Below are 18,685 nucleotides of genomic sequence, written 5' to 3' on the forward strand. Positions count from 1 at the left end.
GTTCGCAAGTGAATGCGCCCGCTGCCGCAAAGCGACGGCTGATCGTCGCGATTACCGGCGCCTCGGGCGCGATCTACGGCGTGCGTCTGCTCGAGACGCTGCGCCGTCTGGGCGGCGTCGAAACGCATTTGCTCGTTTCGCCCGCCGGCTGGCTGAATATCCAGCACGAACTCGATCTCGATAAAGCCGACGTCCACGCGCTCGCGGACGTCGTCCACAATCCGCGCGATGTCGGCGCGAGCATCGCGTCCGGTTCTTTCGCGACCGACGGCATGATCGTCGCGCCCTGTTCGATGCGCACGCTCGCGAGCGTCGCGCACGGTCTCTCCGACAACCTCATCACCCGCGCCGCCGATGTCGTCCTCAAGGAACGTCGCCGGCTCGTGCTGCTCGTGCGCGAAACGCCGTTCAACCTCGCGCATCTGCGCAACATGACGTCCGTAACGGAAATGGGCGGCGTGATCTTTCCGCCGCTGCCGGCGTTCTATCACAAGCCCGCGTCCATCGACGAAATGGTGGATCACACGGTCGATCGCGTCGTCGATCTGCTTGGCGTTGCGCAGCCTGTGGCGGCTGCGTGGCAGGGAATGCGCGGCGAAACCGACTAATTAGCAACTGTACGGACACAATTCATTGCCTACACCGCCGTTTATAAACGGCGCGGCAAGCCGTACATTCATGGCATCAACTTTGGATCGCTGCCATGAGCCGATTTCCCACCGTCTTTATTTCCCACGGCGCGCCGACGCTGCCGATCGACCCGTCGATGCCGTCCGGCGGATTCGCGTCGCTCGCCGCGACCTTGCCGCGCCCCCGCGCCATTTTGATGCTGTCCGCGCACTGGGGCACCGGCGAGCCGGTCGCGAGCACTGCGGAGCGGCCGGATACCATCCACGATTTCTACGGCTTTCCGCGCGCGCTGTATGAACTGCGCTATCCCGCGCCGGGCGCGCCGGACGTCGCGAGACGCGCCGCCGCGCTGCTCGGCGAGGACGGCATCGCGGCCGCGACGACCATCCACGGGCTGGACCACGGCGCGTGGGTGCCGCTGCTGCTCATGTTCCCCGACGCCGACGTTCCCGTCGCGCAACTTTCGATTCAGCCGCGCCGCGACCCCGCGCATCACTTTCGCGTTGGCCGGGCGCTGCGCGAGTTGCGCGATGACGGCGTGATGATCGTCGGTTCCGGGCAGATCACGCACAATCTGCGCATGGCCGATTTCAGCGCGCGTCCGGAAGATGCGGACCCGCGCGTCGCCGAGTTCACCGACTGGTTCGAAGCGCGCCTCGCCGCACGCGATATCGATGCCCTCCTCGATTACCGCGCCCGCGCGCCGCACGCCGCGCTGATGCATCCGACCGACGAGCATTTGCTGCCGGTGTTCGGCGCGCTCGGCGCGGCGGCGGACGATTATCGGCTGGGCGTGCAGTCGCTCGGCACGTTCCAGCGCGCGCTCGCGATGACGAACTATGTGTTCACGGACGCCTGAACGTCGCCCGGACATGGCTGAAAAGAAAGAAGCCCGCCTGATCGCTCAGGCGGGCTTCCGTTTTACCCGCGGTCGCTAGAACCGAGGCAGCTTACGCGCCGACTTCATGAAGAATGTCGTCGCGGCTTTCGCGCTCGGTGAGGTAATCCGTGCGATAACCGGTGTGCACGCCCCAGTAGTAGAAAATCAGCGACAGCACCGCCACCACGGCCATATCCCAGCCGTACGGCAGCAGCCCGCTTCCGCCGAATTCCTTGCTGCCGATAAGCGACATCACCGCCATCGACGGCAAATAGCCGATCAGCCACCACGCCGCCTTCAGATCGCGGCCCCAGCCGGCGAAACCCGTCTTGGCCTGAAAGTAGAAGTACACCGGCAGCGCGACGACCATCAGCAGAATGATGTGCCCGGTCAGCGGCCACTTCGCCCAATACAGCACGAGCGATGCGCACACGAACGCGAACGGCGCGATCACGCCCATCAGCGGCAGCGTCAGCGGACGATCCAGATCCGGCGCGGAGCGGCGCAGCGCCATCAGGCTGATCGGGCCGGTCAGATACGAAATGACCGTCGCCACCGAAATGACCGCCGCGAGCGTGCCCCAGCCGCGGAAGAAGAACATGAAGATGAACGCGACGATCAGGTTGAACCACATTGCCTGACGCGGCACGCCGTAGAACGGATGCACGTTGCCGAACATCTTCGGCATCGTGTTGTTGCGCTCCATCGCGTAGATCATGCGCGTGGTCGTCGCCATGTAGGTCGTGCCGGTGCCGCTCGGGCTGACGAACGCATCGATGTAGAGCAGCACGGCGAGCCAGTTCAGATTCAGCGCGATCGCCAGTTCGGCGAACGGCGACGCGAAGTGGAAGTGCTTCCAGCCCTGCGCGACATCGCCCGGATTCACCGCGCCGATATACGCGATCTGCAGCAGCACGTAGATCACGAGCGCGATCAGGATGGATCCGACCACCGCGAACGGCACGCTGCGCGCCGGATGACGCGCTTCGCCCGCCAGATTCACCGGGCTCTGAAAGCCGTTGAAGCTGAACACGATGCCGCTCGTCGCCACCGCCGTCAGCACGGCCGGCCAGCCGTAGGGCGCGAAGTTCGACGCGGTGCCGAAGTTCTCCGCATGGAATCCCGAGAACACGAGACCGGCGATGGTCGCGCCAGGAATCAGGAACTTGAAGATGGTGATGGCGGTATTCGCGCGCGCGAACACTTTCACGCCCCAGTAATTGAGCATGAAGTAGATGATCACGAGCAACGCGGACAGCGCGAGGCCGCTCGTGGTCAGCGTCTCGTTCACGAAGAGCGCGTGCGCCCAGTCGTAGGGCCAGGTGCTCATATATTGAATCGATGCTTCCGCTTCGATCGGAATCACCGACACGATGGCGATCCAGTTCGCCCACGCCGCGATGAAACCGACGAGCGCGCCATGCGAATAACGCGCGTAACGCACCATGCCGCCGGACTCGGGGAACATCGCGCCCAATTCAGCGTAGGTCAGCGCGATGGCCAGAATGACGACCGCGCCGATCACCCAAGCGCAGATCGCGGCGGGACCGGCAATCTGCGATGCTTTCCAGGCTCCGAACAGCCACCCCGAACCGATGATGGATCCAAGGCCGGTCAGCATGAGCGCCAACGGCCCGATATTTCTTTGTATCGAACTCTTCACTATCCTTCTCCAATGTCTCGCGTCGCCCGCGAGTCGAACACGGCAAGCCGCGCCCGCCGGGATGCCGGCAACCGAACCGACGATCCAGCGACGCTGGTGCAACCCCTCTAACGAGGCGCGTAGTTTAACGGTTGCACCTTTCTAATGCAGTGCAGTCTGTCAGGAAACACCCTTTTTTAACGGGCAAGTGACGGACGGCGGGCGAAAAGTCGGTTCATGGAAGGATCGGCAACCTGTCTCAAAAAAACCCCCTCAGACTGGTCGGATATTATTTGACCGCGAAATGGTTTCGCCGTATAAACCTTCTTGCAGGATTTCAAGTGGCGAGTGAAGTGGTTCTTTCGTAGTTCGCCATTACGGTACTCCGGTTGGTCCCATTGCCCCTTCCTTGATTTTCATGCACCCCTGGCTTCGGCCTTAATCATCAAATTTTTTGGAATAAGTAATATGGAAACCGGTACCGTCAAGTGGTTCAATGACGCAAAGGGCTTTGGCTTCATCACCCCGGATGGCGGCGGCGAAGACCTGTTCGCGCACTTCTCGGAAATCCGCATCGAAGGCTTCAAGACGCTTCAGGAAAACCAGAAGGTGACCTACGAAGTGAAGACTGGCCCGAAGGGCAAGCAAGCTGCGAACATCAAGCCGGCCTAAGCCTGCTGAGTTCAAGAAAAAACCCCGCGCATGCGGGGTTTTTGCATTGGTGCGCCGGAATTATCAGGCGAATACGCGCTGCGCGTAGATGCCGAGTCCGGTCGCCACGCTCGCGAGCCGGTCGCCGAACACCGGCTGCGCGCCGGGAAATGCCGCCGCGAGCGCATCCGAGAGAAAGCGCAGGCCGGTCGTGCCGCCGGTGAAATAAACCGCGCCGACATCCGCCGCGCCGACGCCCGCGCGCTTCACCGTCTCGAGCGCCGTATCGACGATACGCCGCGTCTCGTCCTGCCCCGCGTCGATCAATTGCTGCTCGTCGAACGGCACGCGCAGCGCTTCCTCGATTTCCTCCATGTCGATCTCCGTCACGCCGCCCGCCGATACGTCGATCTTCGCTTCTTCCGCGTGCGCGGTCAGCGCGTGCCCGAGCCGGCGATCGACGACGCGCATCAGCCGGTCGTGATGACGCGGCTCGACGTAAAGATGACGCATGAGCCGCAACTCGCCGACGCGCTTCGGCCCATAGACCGTATTGATCAAATGCCACGTCGCGAGATCGAAATACACGCGATTCGGCACTTCGCGGCCTTGCGGGTCGAGCGCCTGATAACCGAGCTGACGCAGAATGGTCGCGAGTTCCACGCGCCGGTCGAAGTCCGTGCCGGCTACATGCACGCCGTGATGCGCGAGCACGTCGCCTTTGCGGTCCAGATGACGCGCGCGCTCCGGCCCGACGCGCACGAGCGAAAAGTCCGACGTACCGCCGCCGATATCCGCGACCAGCACGAGCCCTTCTTGCGTGAGACGCGCTTCGTAGTCGAACGCGGCGGCGATCGGTTCATACTGAAAATGAATCTCGCTGAAGCCGACGGCATGCGCGCACGCTTCGAGCTGCTTTTGCGCCATGCGGTCGGCGCGCGGATCGTCGTCGACGAAGAACACCGGGCGGCCCAGCACCGCGCGCGTCAGCGGCTCGGCGGCCACCGCCTGCGCCTTCTGCTTCAGATGCTGCAGGAACAGCGTGATGACGTCGGTATATTTGATAGCCGAGCCGTCGCCGAGATCGGTGACGTTGTCGGCAAGCGGTGAGCCGAGAATGCTCTTCATCGAGCGCATCAGGCGGCCGTCGAAACCGTCGATGTACGCCTCCAGCGCCGCGCGGCCGTAGCACTGGTTGTTCTCGTCGGTGTTGAAGAACACGGCGGTCGGCAGCGTGGTCGCGTCGCCTTCGACGGGCGCGAGCCGCATACGCAGGCCGTCGGGCAAGGCAACGGCGGAATTCGACGTGCCGAAATCGATCGCGCAGTAATTCATGGGATTTGCGGCGGCGTCGCGGGGCAACGCCGCGTATCAAAAAATCGTGGACGGCGTTTTTAACACGTCCAGCGCAGCGCATCAATCGCGGAAAAGATAAATATAACCCGGCGCATTGATCTCACGAAAGTGGAATGCACTTTGCGCGCCGCGCTAGGTTTCAGGCCATCGACGCTCCGGGATATGAACGAGACTACCGCACCGCAAGAGAATCGTTCGATGGAAACGCCCGGCGATCGGCCGGAGATCATCGAAACCGACCTGCCCGGACGGCTCGATCGCCTGCCGTGGGGCCGTTTTCATACGCTGATCGTGTCGGCGCTCGGCGTCACCTGGTTGCTCGACGGGCTCGAAGTCACGCTCGCCGGCGCCGTCGCGAGCGCGCTGAAGACGAGTCCCGCGCTGCAGTTTTCGAACGCCGATGTCGGCATTGCCGGGAGCGCGTATATCGCGGGCGCGGTGCTCGGCGCGCTCGGTTTCGGCTGGCTCACGGACCGGCTCGGACGCCGCAAGCTCTTTTTCATCACGCTGTTTCTCTACGTCGCCGCGACCGCCGCGACGGCGTTCTCGTGGAATCTCGCGTCGTTCGTGCTGTTTCGCTTCCTGACCGGCGCGGGCATCGGCGGGGAATACACGGCCATCAATTCGACGATTCAGGAATTCACGCCCGCCCGGTTGCGCGGCTGGACCGATCTCGCGATCAACGGCACGTTCTGGGTCGGCGCGGGAATCGGCGCGGCGGGGTCGATCGTGCTGCTCGATCCCGGCATGCTGCCGCCCGACTGGGGCTGGCGCGCGTGCTTTCTGATCGGCGCGGCGCTGGGACTCACCATCCTCTTCATGCGGATGTGGGTGCCGGAAAGCCCGCGCTGGCTCATCACGCACAATCGCGCGGACGAGGCGCGGCAAGTCGTCGACGAAATCGAAGCGCATTTCAGGGAACACGGCGTCGAGATTCCGGATACGCCCGTCAAGCCGCTGCGTCTGCATGCGCGCGAACACACGCCGCTCAGGGAAGTCGCGCATACGCTTTTCAACGTGCATCGGCGGCGCTCGCTCGTCGGCTTGACGCTCATGACCGCGCAGGCGTTCTTCTACAACGCGATTTTTTTCACCTACGCGCTCGTGCTGACGGACTTCTATCACGTGCCGGGCGATCACATCGGCTGGTATGTGCTGCCGTTCGCCGCCGGCAATTTTCTCGGTCCGCTCGTGCTCGGCCGGCTTTTCGACGTGCTCGGCCGGCGACGCATGATCGCGTTCACGTACGGCATTTCTGGCGTGCTGCTGACGCTGAGCGGCTGGATGTTCACGCAAGGCATGCTCACCGTCACGACGCAGACGGCCGCCTGGATGGTGATCTTCTTCTTCGCGTCGGCGGCGGCGAGTTCCGCGTATCTGACCGTGAGCGAGACGTTTCCGCTCGAAATCCGCGCGCTCGCCATCGCCGTGTTCTATGCGTTCGGCACGGCGCTCGGCGGCATCATCGGGCCGACGCTGTTCGGGCGGCTCATCGACACGCACGAGCGCGGCGCGGTGTTCGTCGGCTATCTGATCGGCTCGGGGCTGATGCTGGCGGCGGCGATCGTGGCGGGCATCTGGGGCGTCGCGGCGGAACGCAAGTCGCTGGAAGACGTGGCGCGCCCGCTTTCCGCCGCCGACGAAGCCTGACGCGCGTTCACTCGAACGCCTTGCCCCACGCGCCATCGAACGCGGTTTCGCCGATCGCCCGACGCGCTCGCGGCGCGGCCTCGCGCTCGCGCAGCGCTTCGTCGAGCTGGCTGGCGTCGCCGTGATGCCCGATCGAGATCATCGCGATCAACTGCGCGTCTTCGGGAATCGCGAACGCCGCGCGGAACGCGTCGCGGTCGAAGCCGCCCATTTGATGCGTGGCGAGTCCCATCGCGTGCGCCTGGAGCACGAGCGCCATCGACGCCGCGCCGGTGTCGTACGTCGCCGTGCGGTTCGGCTCGCCCTTCGGCGTGAGCGTCGACGCCGCGACGCAGATCAGCACCGGCACGCTCGCGTTCCACTTCTGGTTGGACGGCGCGAGCGTATCGAATGCGCGGTGGAACGCGGCTTCATCGCGATGACGGTCGAACACGACGAACCGCCACGGCTGCAGATTATTCGACGACGGCGCCCAGCGCGCCGCCTCCAGCAGCTGATGCAACTGCGCGCGATCGACGGGCTTGTCGGCATACGCGCGCGGACTCCATCGGCCGGCGATCAGTTCGTGGATGTCGACATCGGTCGGAGCGGGTTTTGCGCTCATGGCGGATTCCTCGTTCGGTTGAAAGGCGAACGGCGCGCTTCGGCAAACGCGCGCCGCTTCGACGACAGCATAGAACAAGGACGCGTCAGGTCGCAGCGACGCCCACCGTGCGCCGCGCGCGGTTGATGCGCAGCACCGCGACCGCCGCGACGAGGCACAGGCTGCCCGAGATCATCGTGGCGACGGTGTAGCTGCCGAGGCTCGAGCGCAGCATGCCGCCGCCGAGCGCCGCGAACGCCGCGCCCAGTTGATGCCCGGCGACGATCCAGCCGAACACGATCGGCGCGGATTCCTTGCCGTAGACATCGGTGGCGAGGCGCACGGTCGGCGGCACGGTGGCGATCCAGTCGAGACCGTAGAACACGGCAAAGAGCGGCAGACCGAAGAAATCGATGCCGAACGCGTACGGCAAATAAATGAGCGAAAGCCCGCGCAAACCGTAGTACCAGAACAGCAGCACGCGGGCGTTGAAGCGGTCGGAGAGCCAGCCGGAAAGCGTCGTGCCGAACAGATCGAAGATGCCCATCGCGGCGAGCAGCGTCGCGCCCTGCACCTGGGTCATGCCGTAGTCCGAACACATGGCGATCAGATGCGTGCCGACATAGCCGTTCGTGCTCGCGCCGCAGACGAAGAAGCTGAAGAAAAGCAGCCAGAAATCGCGCGTCTTGCTCGCCGACGACAGCGCGCCGAACGCCACCTTGATCGGATTTTTCGGCGCGGGCGCGGGACCGGCCGGCGCGTCGGCTGTTTCGCCGACGGGGCGCAGCGCGAGATCGGCGGGACGCTCGGGCAAGAGCCACGCGACGAGCGGCAGCACGAGCGCGGTGGCCGCCGCCACGACGAACACCACCGGCCGCCAGCCGTGATGTTCCGAAAGCGATGCGAGGAACGGCAGGAACACGAGCTGGCCGGTCGCGGAACTCGCGGTGAGGATGCCCATCGCCAGGCCGCGATGCGTCGTGAACCAGCGATTCACGACCGTCGCCGACAGCGTGAGCGCCGCGACGCCCGTCGCACCGCCGACCATCACGCCCCACACGAGCACCATTTGCCACGGCGCGGTCATCAACGACGAAAGGCCGACGCCTGCGGCCAGCGTCGCGAGCGCGCCGAGCACCGTCGGACGGACACCGAAGCGTTGCATCGCGGCGGCGGCGAACGGGCCGGTCAGGCCGTACAGCGCGAGATTGACGGAAATGGCGAGCGAGATCGTGCCGCGCGACCAGCCGAACTGCTTTTCGAGCGGCAGCATCATCACGCTCGGCGTGGCGCGCGTGCCGGCCGCCGCGAGCAGCACCAGAAACACGACGCCCACCGCGATCCATCCGTAATGCATCCGGCCGTTCAGCCGTCTCGCTACCCAGTTCATCGTCGCTCCGGTTCGTTATCTTTCGTTTGAATTCGTGACCGCTCTGTCACATCAGAGTTGCGAGCTTAGTTACCGATCGGTAACATGTCAAGGCCGATGCACATTCGAAGGAACCGCCTTGACACGATCATCCGCCGATCAGCCTAAATCCACGGCTCGCCGCCAGGTTCGCACCGACGCCGCGACCGCGCAGGAGCAACTGCTCGACGCGGCGCAGGCCTTGTTCTATCGCGAGGGCATTCGCGCGGTCGGCGTCGATGCCGTCGTGGAGCGCGCGGGCGTCAACAAGATGAGCCTTTACCGGCAGTTCGCGTCGAAGGACGAACTCGTCGTCGCGTATCTGGAACGCATGGACGACGGATTCCGGCGCCGTTTCGAAGCGAGCGTCGCGAAGCACCCCGAAGCGCCGTCGAAACAGCTCGTGCAAGTGTTCGAAGATCTGGTCAGGCGCGCGTCCGCGCCGGATTATCGCGGCTGCCCGTTCGTCAACGTCGCGTGCGAGTTCGGCGATCCGGCGCATCCGGCGCGGCAACTCGTCGAACGGAACAAGGCTTATGTGATGTCGCGTTTCATCGAAATATCGCAGGCGGCGGGCGCGAAAAATTCGCAGGAACTGGCAGAATCGCTCGCGCTGCTGATCGACGGCATCTACGCGACCAGTCAGACTTACGGCCCCGGCTCCGGGCCGCTGTGTGCGGCGCCGCGCATCGCGCGAACGTTGATCGACGCGGCGTGTGCGCCGGAGCGCATCCACGACGGAATTCAGGAAAACTCATGATGGACGCACCCACCCGCGACGAAGTGATCGCGGCCACGCAGCATTGGCTCACGCGCGCCGTGATCGGCCTCAATCTGTGCCCGTTCGCCAAGAGCGTGCACGTGAAGGGACAGATCCGCTATGCCGTGAGCGACGCGCGCAACGTGGAAGACGTGGTCGTCGAACTGGCCGACGAGTTGCGCCTGTTGCATGAAAGCGATCCCGAAGTCATCGACACGACGCTTTTCATCACGCCGCACGCGTTCCCCGACTTCACCGATTACAACGACGCCCTCTTCTTCGCCGACCGCCTGCTCAACGATTTGGGGCTCGCGGGCGATCTGCAGATCGCGAGCTTTCATCCGCAGTATCGGTTCGACGGCACCGAACCGGACGATATCGACAACTACACGAATCGCGCCCCGTTTCCGATCTTCCATTTGATTCGCGAGGCGAGCATCGATCGCGCGGTCGCCGCCTTTCCCGATGCCGCCGACATCTACGAGCGCAACATCGCAACGCTGCGCCGCCTAGGTCCCGACGGCTTCAAGGCGTGGATGGACAAGCGCTGAACATCAAGCGAAGAAACGCTCGCGCAACGCTTCGAGGCCGAGCGTTTCCAGCACTTCCGAAAGCCGCTGCGCCGGCCGGCCGCGCGGCAAGTCCTTGAACTGGGCGATGATGAGCTCGTTCTTCATCGAATGCTCCCAGCCGACGAGTTCCGTCACGCTCACCTGATAGCCGTGCGATTCGAGTTGCAGGCATCGCAACACGTTCGTGATCTGGCTCCCAAATTCGCGCGTATGCAGCGGATGCCGCCACATTTCGGTCAGCACGTTCTTGGACAGCGCGTGTCCCTTATTCTTGCGCAGCACCGACGCGACTTCGGCCTGACAACACGGCACCACCACGATGTATTTCGCCTTCTTTTGGAGAGCGAAGTGGATGGCGTCGTCGGTTGCGGTATTGCATGCGTGCAATGCGGTGACGATATCGACCGTATCCGGCAATAAATTCGAGTCAATCGATTCGGCCACCGACAGATTCAGAAACGACATGCCGTCGAAGCCCAGGCGCGCCGCTAATTCTTCCGATTTTTGTACAAGCTCCTCGCGCGTCTCGATGCCATAGATGTGTGACCGATCGCGCAGAGACTTGAAGAAGAGATCGTAGAGAATGAACCCGAGGTATGACTTCCCCGCACCGTGATCGACAAGCGATACGGAACCCTGGCGCTGATGCACATCGGACAGAAGCGGTTCGATGAACTGAAACAGGTGATAGACCTGTTTCAGCTTGCGGCGGCTGTCCTGGTTCATCTTGCCGTCACGCGTGAGGATGTGCAGTTCCTTCAGCAGTTCGATCGACTGACCGGGACGGATTTCGTGTTTGTTGGACGGATCGGGCGCGCCCGGAGCCGGCGCTGTGGACTTCTTGGCCATCGTGATCAGGTGACTGGTGAATGAAAAGCGGAGCATGTTCGCGCTGAATGTGCGCTAACCGCTGGTTCTGCCGTCTCAAAAGAGGAAGTTTACCCAAAAGCGCAGAGACGCTCATTGTTCCGGCCATCGAATCATCGGCATATGCGATATCAGCGCATGGAACGAATCGTGCAACGTTTGGCAATGAGGCCATTGTTACAGACGGCACAAGAGCGTGGTCACTGGCTGCCACGCGCCCATGCAGCATGCAGCACCAATAGTCAGTAACGAGCCGCGTCTCGACACGCAGTGCGCGTCGTCACCGCGTCCGGTTCCGTTACGTAACAGCTAACGCACAGCGCGGCGATGCGACTCGCCGGCGCCATGATCAAGAGAGGACGGCGATGGATGCGATCCCGGACAAGAAAGCAGAAAAACAGTTTCAGGAGATGCTCGCGACACTGACGGCGATGCCCGCGTGGAGCGAGAAGCAGCAACTCGAGCTCGAGATGGCGCGAGAGATTTCCGTGGAGATGTTGCGACTCGCCGAGTCGATGCGCGACGGCTCCACCGACATCGAAACGTGCCTCACGATGCTCAAGTACGCCAAGGTGATGGACTTCGTCCTGACGACGCTCGCGTCGCGCCGCGAGATCGCGCCGCAGACGCTGCGCGTGATCTTCAAGCTCGCGGGCCTGAAGGTGGATGAAGCCTATCCGGGCTGACCCGTCCGGTCTCCCGAAGCCGGCGCGTCTTCCGAGGACGCGCCGGCTTCAGCCTTTGCGCCGCGTCATCAGACGCGCCGCGGAATTGCGCATGTGCCGCTGCATCGCGGCCTGAGCCTGCACGGCGTCGCGCGCTTCGAGCGCCTCGAGAATCTCGCGGTGTTCCATCAGCGCGGCGGCCCACGTCTCTTCCCCTTCGAAATGCCCCCGCAGCGTGGACGACAGCGGACTGTGCCGCTCGTCGTATAGCGCGCCTACCGTGCGCACCAGCACGTCGTTGCCCGACATCTGCGCGATGCCGATGTGAAACGCGCGGTCGGCGCTCATCGGTATCTGGCCGTTTTCCACTTCGCGCGCCATCGTTTCGTACACGGCCCGCAGCGCCTTCAGCGCTTTCGGTTTCGCGAACGGCGCGACGCTCGCTGCAATCGCGCCTTCGATCACCCCGCGCGCATTCATGATCTCGATCGGACTTTCGCCCAGCTCGGCTTCGCTCGCGGGCGGCTTGACCGTCGGCGTCGCGCAGATATACACGCCCGAGCCCATGCGAATCTCGACGCGCCCTTCCAGTTCGAGCGCGACGAGCGCCTCGCGCACGGATGGCCGCGATACGCCCAGCGTCTGCGCAAGCTCGCGTTCCGATGGCAGCCGGCCGTTCGGCGCGAAGTCCTTCTGGCCGATCATGCCGCGCAATGTGTCGGCGATCTGCAGGTAGAGACGGCGCGTTTCGGCGGGTTTCACACTCACGGGCGTGCTCCTCAAGGCTCGGGGAAAACGTGAATTGTAATCAGGCGAAGGGTTGGCGCACCGTGTGGCGGGCGTTTCGACGATTTCCGCCGCTTACAAGTGGCTTGACCAATTTCGATACGAACCACTAGTATGCAATCTGGTAAGGCCACGCGGCCAATTTTTTTGCATCGCGTTGGAACCGTTTCCAAGCCGTCACGACCCACATACAACTTTCGCCGCCGCGGCACGTCCGTGCCTGATGCGGCGGCGAGCGACGCCATCATGAGCAATCCGATCCTTCAGTTCGGCACGAGCCGCTTCCTGCAAGCGCATGTGGACTTCTTCGTCACCGAAGCGGCGCGGCGCGATCCGGCGAGCGCGCTCGGCAAGATCACCGTCGTGCAGACCACGTCGAGCGCGGACAGCCGCGCGCGCACCGACGCGTTGAAGGCGAACAAGCGCTATCCGGTGCGCATTCGCGGACGCCGTCGCGATGAGACGATCGACACCACGGTCGAATGCGATTCGATCACCGAAGCATTGCACGCGAACGAAGACTGGCCGCTCCTGCTGCAACGGATACAGCGCGATGTAAAAGTGATCGTCTCGAACACGGCCGACGCAGGCTACGCGCTCTTCGACGAAGACACCGCCGATCTGCTCGACGGCCAGCGCACGCCGCGCGGCTTCGCGGCCAAGCTCGCGGTGCTGCTGCACGCGCGCTTTCGCGCGGGCGCCGCGCCGGTCACGCTGCTGCCGTGCGAGCTGATCTCGCGCAACGGCGACACGCTGCGCGATCTCGTGTGCGGCATCGCGCGCAAATGGAACGCGGACGACGCGTTCATCCGCTATCTCACGAACGAGTGCGTCTGGGTGAATTCGCTCGTCGACCGCATCGTGTCGGAGCCGATCCAGCCGGTCGGCGCGATCGCGGAGCCTTACGCGCTTTGGGCCATCGAGCGTCAGGCGGGCATGGTGCTGCCGTGCGAGCACGAGGACATCGTCATCACGGACGATCTTGCGCACTACGAACGGCTCAAGCTGCTGCTTCTGAATCTCGGCCACACGATGCTCGCCGAAATCTGGCGCACGCGCGGCGGCGCTGCCGACATGACCGTCCTCGACGCGATGCGCGATCCCGCCTTGCGCGAGCCGCTCGAAGCCGTCTGGCGCGATGAAGTGTTGCCGGTCTTCACGGCGCTCGGCCAGCACGATGTCGCGACCGAATATCTGGCGAGCGTGCGCGATCGCTTCGAGAACCCGTTTCTCGTACACAGGCTTTCGGACATCGCGCGCAATCACGACGAGAAAAAAACGCGGCGCTTTCAGCCGGTCATCGATCTTGCACGCGAGTTCAAGCTCGATATCGGGCAAACGCGCCTGTGCGACGCGCTGAACGCGAACGCAACCTGAACCGTCACGCGATTTCGCCGGCAGAGCGGAACGCGCGTTCCATTTCTTAAACACGACCCACCGCGTCACGAGCGCGCGCGGGCCGAATAAACGAAGTGCCGCTTCTTGAGGAGACAGACGATGCGGAAAATGCGTTGGGTAGTGATATTTCTGGCCTTTCTGGCCATCGCGATCAATTACATCGATCGGGCGAACCTGGCGGTTGCCGCGCCGCAAATCGAAAAAGCGCTCGGCATCGGGCCGGCTGAAATGGGCTTTATCCTGAGCGGGTTCTTCTGGACCTACGCGCTCATGCAGATGCCGTTCGGCTGGTTCGTCGATCGCGTCGGCGCGCGCATCGCGCTGCCGCTCGCGGTGGGCTGGTGGTCGGTCTTCACGGCGCTGACCGCCGTCGCGACGAGCGTCGCGGGCATGTTCGGCTGCCGGCTGATGCTCGGCATCGGCGAAGCGGGCGCGTATCCGTCGTGCGCGAAACTCGTGTCGCAATGGTTCACGAAATCGCAGCGCGCGTTCGCGACCAGCATCTTCGATTCGGGCTCGCGCGTGGGCTCCGCGCTGTCGATTCCGGTCGTCGCGTTCATCATCAGCTCGTTCGGCTGGGAAGCGTCGTTCATCATCACCGGCGTGATCGGCTTCGTGTGGATTCTCGGCTGGTTCCTGATCTACCGTAACAAGTCGAAGGGCGATCTGACGGGCGAAACCGATGTCGCGCCGGTCCCGGTCGCGCCGAAGAACAAGGTGTCGTGGGGTTCGCTCTTCAAGTACCGCACGCTGTGGGGCATGATGCTCGGCTTCTTCTGCCTGAACTTCGTCATCTACTTCTTCATTACGTGGTTCCCGAGCTATCTGGTGCAGGCGCACGGCTTCTCGCTCAAGTCGCTCGGCACGCTCGGCACGATTCCCGCGCTGATGTCGATTCCCGGCGGCTGGCTCGGCGGCTTCGTCTCCGACTCGCTCTTCAAGCGCGGCTGGAGCCTCACCTCCGCGCGCAAGACCTGCATGGTCGGCGGCATGCTGATGTCGTCGGTCATCACGCTCTGCGCGTTCGTGACCAACATCTATCTGATGCTCGCGTTCTTCGGCATCGCCTATGCGAGCCTCGCGTTCGCGGCCGCCAGCATCTGGTCTCTGCCGAGCGACGTCGCGCCGACGCCGGATCACGTCGCGTCGATTGGCGGCATCCAGAACTTCGCGTCGAATCTCGCGGGTATCGTCATCACGACGTTCACCGGCGTGATGCTCGCCATCACCAAGGGTTCGTTCGTCATTCCGCTGTGTGTCGCGGGCGGCTTCTGCTTCCTCGGCGCGTTCAGCTATCTTTTCCTTGTCGGCAAGATCGAGCCGCTGGATCAAGCCGACAGGGACGCGCTGGACGATCGGCGCGCACCGTCCACGATCTAAGAAACCATCATGTCCACCACATCCACCGACCATACTGTCATCCGGCTGCATCCCAACGACGACGTCGTGATCGCGACGCGTCAGCTCGTCTCCGGCGCGCGGATCGCGTCGGAGGATCTCGTCGTCACGGGCCTGATTCCGCCGGGGCACAAGATCGCGACGCGCGACATCGCCGCGGGCGAGCCCGTTAAGCGCTACAACCAGATCATCGGCGTGGCGCGCGAGGCGATCGCGCGCGGTCAGCACGTGCATACGCAGAATCTGTCGATGGCCGATTTCGCGCGCGAGCACGAATTCGGCATCGACAAGCATCCGACGCCGTTCGTCGATACGCCCGCGACGTTCATGGGCATCCGGCGCGACGATGGCCGCGTCGCGACGCGCAATTTCATCGGCGTGCTGACGAGCGTGAACTGCTCGGCGACGGTGGCGCGCGCGATCGCCGATTACTTCCGGCGCGACGTGCATCCGGAAGTGCTCGCGGATTACCCGAACGTCGATGGCGTGATCGCGCTGACGCATGGTCTCGGCTGTGGCATCGACATGCAGGGCGAAGGTCTGGGCATCTTGCGGCGCACGCTGGCGGGTTACGCGGTGCATCCGAATTTCCATTCGGTGCTGTTCGTCGGGCTGGGATGCGAGACGAATCAGATCGCCGGCGTGCTCGAATCGAGCGGGCTGAAGGACGGCGAACGGCTGCGCAGCTTCACCATTCAGGACAGCGGCGGAACGAAGAAGACGATCGAACGCGGCGTCGCGATGGTCAAGGAAATGCTCGCCGACGCGAATCGCGTGCAGCGTGAGCCGGTGCCGGCGTCGCATTTGATCGTCGGATTGCAGTGCGGCGGCTCGGACGGCTATTCGGGCATTTCGGCGAATCCTGCGCTGGGCGCGGCCGTCGACAAGCTCGTGAGTCACGGCGGCACGGCGATTCTTTCCGAAACGCCCGAAGTGTACGGCGCGGAACATCTGCTCACGCGGCGCGCGGTGAGCCGCGAAGTCGGTGAAAAGCTGCTCGCGCGCATCAAGTGGTGGGAGCAGTATTGCGAGCGCAACGGCGCGGCGATGGACAACAATCCGTCGGCGGGCAACAAGGTGGGCGGGCTGACGACGATTCTGGAAAAGTCGCTCGGCGCGGTCGCCAAGGGCGGCACGACGAATCTCGTCGAAGTCTACGAGTACGCAGAGCGAATCGACGCGAAGGGCTTCGTCTTCATGGATTCGCCCGGCTACGATCCGATGTCCGCGACGGGGCAAGTCGCGTCGGGCGCGAATCTCATCTGCTTCACGACGGGGCGCGGCTCGGCTTACGGCTGCGCGCCCTCGCCTTCACTGAAGCTCGCGACAAACACCGCGCTGTGGGATCGGCAGGAAGAGGACATGGACATCAACTGCGGCGGCGTGATCGACGGCACCGCGACCATCGACGAACTCGGCGAGCAGATTTTCCAGATGATGCTGGACTGCGCGTCCGGCGTGGCGTCGAAGAGCGAGTTGAACGGCTACGGACAGAGCGAGTTCGTGCCCTGGCAAGTGGGTGTGGTGACCTGAAGCTTTTGCTGTGCTCCGGGCGGTGGCAGGCGCGGTTCGCTTGCTTCCGCCCGGATGTTGGTTGGCTGGTTCGCCGTGGCTTTTCCCAAGCCGCGCATTACAGCGTCGCGGAATACTCCGCCATCATTTTCAGCGCGACGGCCTCGGCCACTTCGATACCATCGATCGCCGCCGAATAAATCCCGCCCGCGTAGCCCGCGCCTTCCCCTGCCGGATACAGTCCATCGACATTGACGCTCTGATAGTCATCTTTGCGCCGCACGCGCAACGGCGATGACGTCCGCGTTTCGACGCCGGTCAGCACCGCGTCGTGCATCGCGAAGCCGGGGATCTTCTTGTCGAGTTCGGGCAGCGCCTCGCGGATCGCTTCGATCACGTAGTCCGGCAGCGCCGTGCTGAGATCGGTCGGCTTGACGCCCGGCTTGTACGACGGCGCCACGGAACCCAGCGACGTCGACGCGCGCCCCGCGATGAAGTCGCCGACGAGCTGCCCGGGCGCGCTGTAATCGCCGCCGCCGAGTTCGAACGCGCGCTCTTCCCACATTCTTTGAAACGCGATGCCAGCCAGCGGGCCGCCGGGATAATCTTCCGGCGTGATGCCAACGACGATGCCCGCATTCGCATTACGTTCCGCGCGCGAATATTGGCTCATGCCGTTGGTGACGACGCGCCCCGGCTCCGACGTCGCCGCCACGACCGTTCCGCCCGGACACATGCAGAAGCTGTAGACGGCGCGTCCGTTGCTGCAGTGATGCACGACCTTGTAGTCCGCTGCGCCCAGTCGTTCGTGACCGGCGAATTTGCCGAAACGAGCGCGGTCGATCACGCCCTGCGGATGTTCGATACGGAATCCGAGCGAAAACGGTTTGGCCTCCATGTAGACGCCGCGGTTGTGCAGCATCTCGAAGGTATCGCGCGCGCTATGACCGACGGCGAGCACAACGTGATCGCAGCGCAACGTCTCGCCGGTCGACAGACGCAGGCCGCGCACTTTGCCGCCGTCGATATCGATATCCTCGACGCGATGCTGGAAGCGCACTTCGCCGCCAAGTTGATGAATCATCGCGCGCATCTTCTCGACCATGCTCACCAGCCGGAACGTGCCGATATGCGGCCGGCTCAGATAGAGAATGTCGTCGGGCGCGCCGGCTTTGACGAACTCGTCGAGCACTTTGCGGCCGTAGTGCTTCGGATCCTTGATCTGACTGTAGAGCTTGCCGTCGGAAAACGTGCCGGCGCCGCCCTCGCCGAACTGCACGTTCGATTCAGGATTGAGTTCATTACGCCGCCACAGCCCCCACGTGTCTTTCGTACGCTCGCGCACGGCTTTTCCGCGTTCGAGGATGATCGGTCGAAAGCCCATCTGCGCCAGGATCAGTCCCGCAAAGAGCCCACACGGTCCCATGCCGATGACGACAGGGCGCTGCATGGTCGAGCGCTCGGGGGCTTTGGCGACGAAGCGGTAAGCCATGTCCGGCGTGACGCCGCAATGCGGATGCGGTTGAGCTTTGAGGCGTTCGAGCGCGGACGCTTCGTCCTTGAGCGTGACATCGATGATGTACGTGAGCTTGATGTCGGCCCGCTTGCGAGCATCGTGCGCGCGACGGAAGACGTGGAAGTGCACGAGTTCGTCGGCGGCCACACCGATTTCGCCGAGACGCGCGATGACAGCCGGTTCGATAGCCGAATCGGGATGATCGAGCGGGAGCTTGATTTCGCTGAGACGTAGCATGGGGACTCGATGGCAACAGCCGTGCGGAATTTCGATGTGGGATTCTAGCGCGCAAGCGTTCCACGCTGATCTGACGCCAGGCGCAAAGCGCGCATGAAACGCAAAAACCCCACCTTTTCGGGGTGGGGTTTTTGTTTGCGGCATGAGGAGCCTGACGATTACCTACTTTCACAC

Annotated in this window: 17 protein-coding genes; 10 read left to right on the plus strand and 7 right to left on the minus strand. The window is 63.7% G+C overall.

Annotated elements, in window-relative coordinates:
• Nucleotides 1-8 precede the first annotated feature (8 nt).
• Together NCR39_RS11865 and NCR39_RS11870 are read left to right on the plus strand one after the other, a co-directional pair.
• Nucleotides 9-608, plus strand: a complete 600-nt coding sequence (locus tag NCR39_RS11865) for a UbiX family flavin prenyltransferase (protein ID WP_250452368.1) — start codon at nucleotides 9-11, stop codon at nucleotides 606-608.
• Between the two features lie 95 nt (nucleotides 609-703).
• Nucleotides 704-1,489 (plus strand): DODA-type extradiol aromatic ring-opening family dioxygenase, encoded by a 786-nt coding sequence (locus NCR39_RS11870; protein ID WP_250452369.1) that lies wholly within the window; start codon nucleotides 704-706, stop codon nucleotides 1,487-1,489.
• Nucleotides 1,490-1,580: 91 nt separating this feature from the next.
• Here NCR39_RS11870 and NCR39_RS11875 read toward each other — a convergent pair whose 3' ends face one another.
• The gene (locus NCR39_RS11875; protein ID WP_250452370.1) at nucleotides 1,581-3,173 is read right to left on the minus strand and encodes an APC family permease; all 1,593 of its coding nucleotides are present in this window, start codon (nucleotides 3,171-3,173) and stop codon (nucleotides 1,581-1,583) included.
• A gap of 447 nt (nucleotides 3,174-3,620) precedes the next feature.
• Between NCR39_RS11875 and NCR39_RS11880 the strand changes: the two genes are divergently transcribed.
• Nucleotides 3,621-3,824, plus strand: a complete 204-nt coding sequence (locus NCR39_RS11880; RefSeq protein ID WP_016346375.1) for a cold-shock protein — start codon at nucleotides 3,621-3,623, stop codon at nucleotides 3,822-3,824.
• Between the two features lie 63 nt (nucleotides 3,825-3,887).
• On the opposite strand, the gene NCR39_RS11885 is transcribed toward NCR39_RS11880, so the two are convergent.
• Nucleotides 3,888-5,138 (minus strand): Hsp70 family protein, encoded by a 1,251-nt coding sequence (locus tag NCR39_RS11885; protein WP_250452371.1) that lies wholly within the window; start codon nucleotides 5,136-5,138, stop codon nucleotides 3,888-3,890.
• Nucleotides 5,139-5,357: 219 nt separating this feature from the next.
• Between NCR39_RS11885 and NCR39_RS11890 the strand changes: the two genes are divergently transcribed.
• Nucleotides 5,358-6,809, plus strand: coding sequence for an MFS transporter (locus tag NCR39_RS11890; protein WP_250452382.1), 1,452 nt, complete (start codon nucleotides 5,358-5,360; stop codon nucleotides 6,807-6,809).
• 7 nt (nucleotides 6,810-6,816) lie between these two features.
• Here the strand turns inward: NCR39_RS11890 and NCR39_RS11895 are convergent, their stop codons facing one another.
• Complete coding sequence (locus NCR39_RS11895) at nucleotides 6,817-7,413, minus strand: nitroreductase family protein (RefSeq protein ID WP_250452372.1); 597 nt, start codon at nucleotides 7,411-7,413, stop codon at nucleotides 6,817-6,819.
• An 85-nt stretch (nucleotides 7,414-7,498) separates the two neighbouring features.
• Nucleotides 7,499-8,782: an MFS transporter gene (locus NCR39_RS11900; protein WP_250452373.1), complete on the minus strand. Its 1,284-nt coding sequence runs from the start codon at nucleotides 8,780-8,782 to the stop codon at nucleotides 7,499-7,501.
• 118 nt (nucleotides 8,783-8,900) lie between these two features.
• Here NCR39_RS11900 and NCR39_RS11905 point away from each other — a divergent pair, with 118 nt between their 5' ends.
• Nucleotides 8,901-9,560 (plus strand): TetR/AcrR family transcriptional regulator, encoded by a 660-nt coding sequence (locus NCR39_RS11905; RefSeq protein WP_250452374.1) that lies wholly within the window; start codon nucleotides 8,901-8,903, stop codon nucleotides 9,558-9,560.
• Nucleotides 9,560-10,111, plus strand: a complete 552-nt coding sequence (locus NCR39_RS11910) for a DUF1415 domain-containing protein (protein WP_502800207.1) — start codon at nucleotides 9,560-9,562, stop codon at nucleotides 10,109-10,111. The genes NCR39_RS11905 and NCR39_RS11910 overlap by 1 nt, the downstream gene beginning before the upstream one ends.
• A 3-nt stretch (nucleotides 10,112-10,114) precedes the next feature.
• On the opposite strand, the gene NCR39_RS11915 is transcribed toward NCR39_RS11910, so the two are convergent.
• Complete coding sequence (locus tag NCR39_RS11915) at nucleotides 10,115-10,981, minus strand: class I SAM-dependent methyltransferase (RefSeq protein ID WP_250452383.1); 867 nt, start codon at nucleotides 10,979-10,981, stop codon at nucleotides 10,115-10,117.
• A 383-nt stretch (nucleotides 10,982-11,364) separates the two neighbouring features.
• Here NCR39_RS11915 and NCR39_RS11920 point away from each other — a divergent pair, with 383 nt between their 5' ends.
• Complete coding sequence (locus NCR39_RS11920; protein WP_040049997.1) at nucleotides 11,365-11,685, plus strand: hypothetical protein; 321 nt, start codon at nucleotides 11,365-11,367, stop codon at nucleotides 11,683-11,685.
• Between the two features lie 48 nt (nucleotides 11,686-11,733).
• On the opposite strand, the gene NCR39_RS11925 is transcribed toward NCR39_RS11920, so the two are convergent.
• Nucleotides 11,734-12,432 (minus strand): FadR/GntR family transcriptional regulator, encoded by a 699-nt coding sequence (locus NCR39_RS11925; protein WP_250452376.1) that lies wholly within the window; start codon nucleotides 12,430-12,432, stop codon nucleotides 11,734-11,736.
• Between the two features lie 264 nt (nucleotides 12,433-12,696).
• Here NCR39_RS11925 and NCR39_RS11930 point away from each other — a divergent pair, with 264 nt between their 5' ends.
• The 3 genes from NCR39_RS11930 (at nucleotide 12,697) to NCR39_RS11940 (ending at nucleotide 16,779) form a co-directional block, all read left to right on the plus strand.
• Entirely contained in the window at nucleotides 12,697-13,827 is a 1,131-nt protein-coding gene (locus NCR39_RS11930; RefSeq protein ID WP_250452377.1) for a mannitol dehydrogenase family protein, read from the plus strand.
• A gap of 120 nt (nucleotides 13,828-13,947) precedes the next feature.
• Nucleotides 13,948-15,228 (plus strand): MFS transporter, encoded by a 1,281-nt coding sequence (locus NCR39_RS11935; protein ID WP_250452378.1) that lies wholly within the window; start codon nucleotides 13,948-13,950, stop codon nucleotides 15,226-15,228.
• A gap of 9 nt (nucleotides 15,229-15,237) precedes the next feature.
• Nucleotides 15,238-16,779: a UxaA family hydrolase gene (locus NCR39_RS11940; RefSeq protein ID WP_250452379.1), complete on the plus strand. Its 1,542-nt coding sequence runs from the start codon at nucleotides 15,238-15,240 to the stop codon at nucleotides 16,777-16,779.
• Between the two features lie 97 nt (nucleotides 16,780-16,876).
• Here the strand turns inward: NCR39_RS11940 and NCR39_RS11945 are convergent, their stop codons facing one another.
• Nucleotides 16,877-18,511, minus strand: a complete 1,635-nt coding sequence (locus tag NCR39_RS11945; RefSeq protein WP_250452380.1) for an NAD(P)/FAD-dependent oxidoreductase — start codon at nucleotides 18,509-18,511, stop codon at nucleotides 16,877-16,879.
• Nucleotides 18,512-18,685: the final 174 nt, after the last annotated feature.

It is taken from the genome of Caballeronia sp. ATUFL_M2_KS44 (genome assembly GCF_023630965.1).
In the GTDB taxonomy this organism is placed as follows: domain Bacteria; phylum Pseudomonadota; class Gammaproteobacteria; order Burkholderiales; family Burkholderiaceae; genus Caballeronia; species Caballeronia concitans.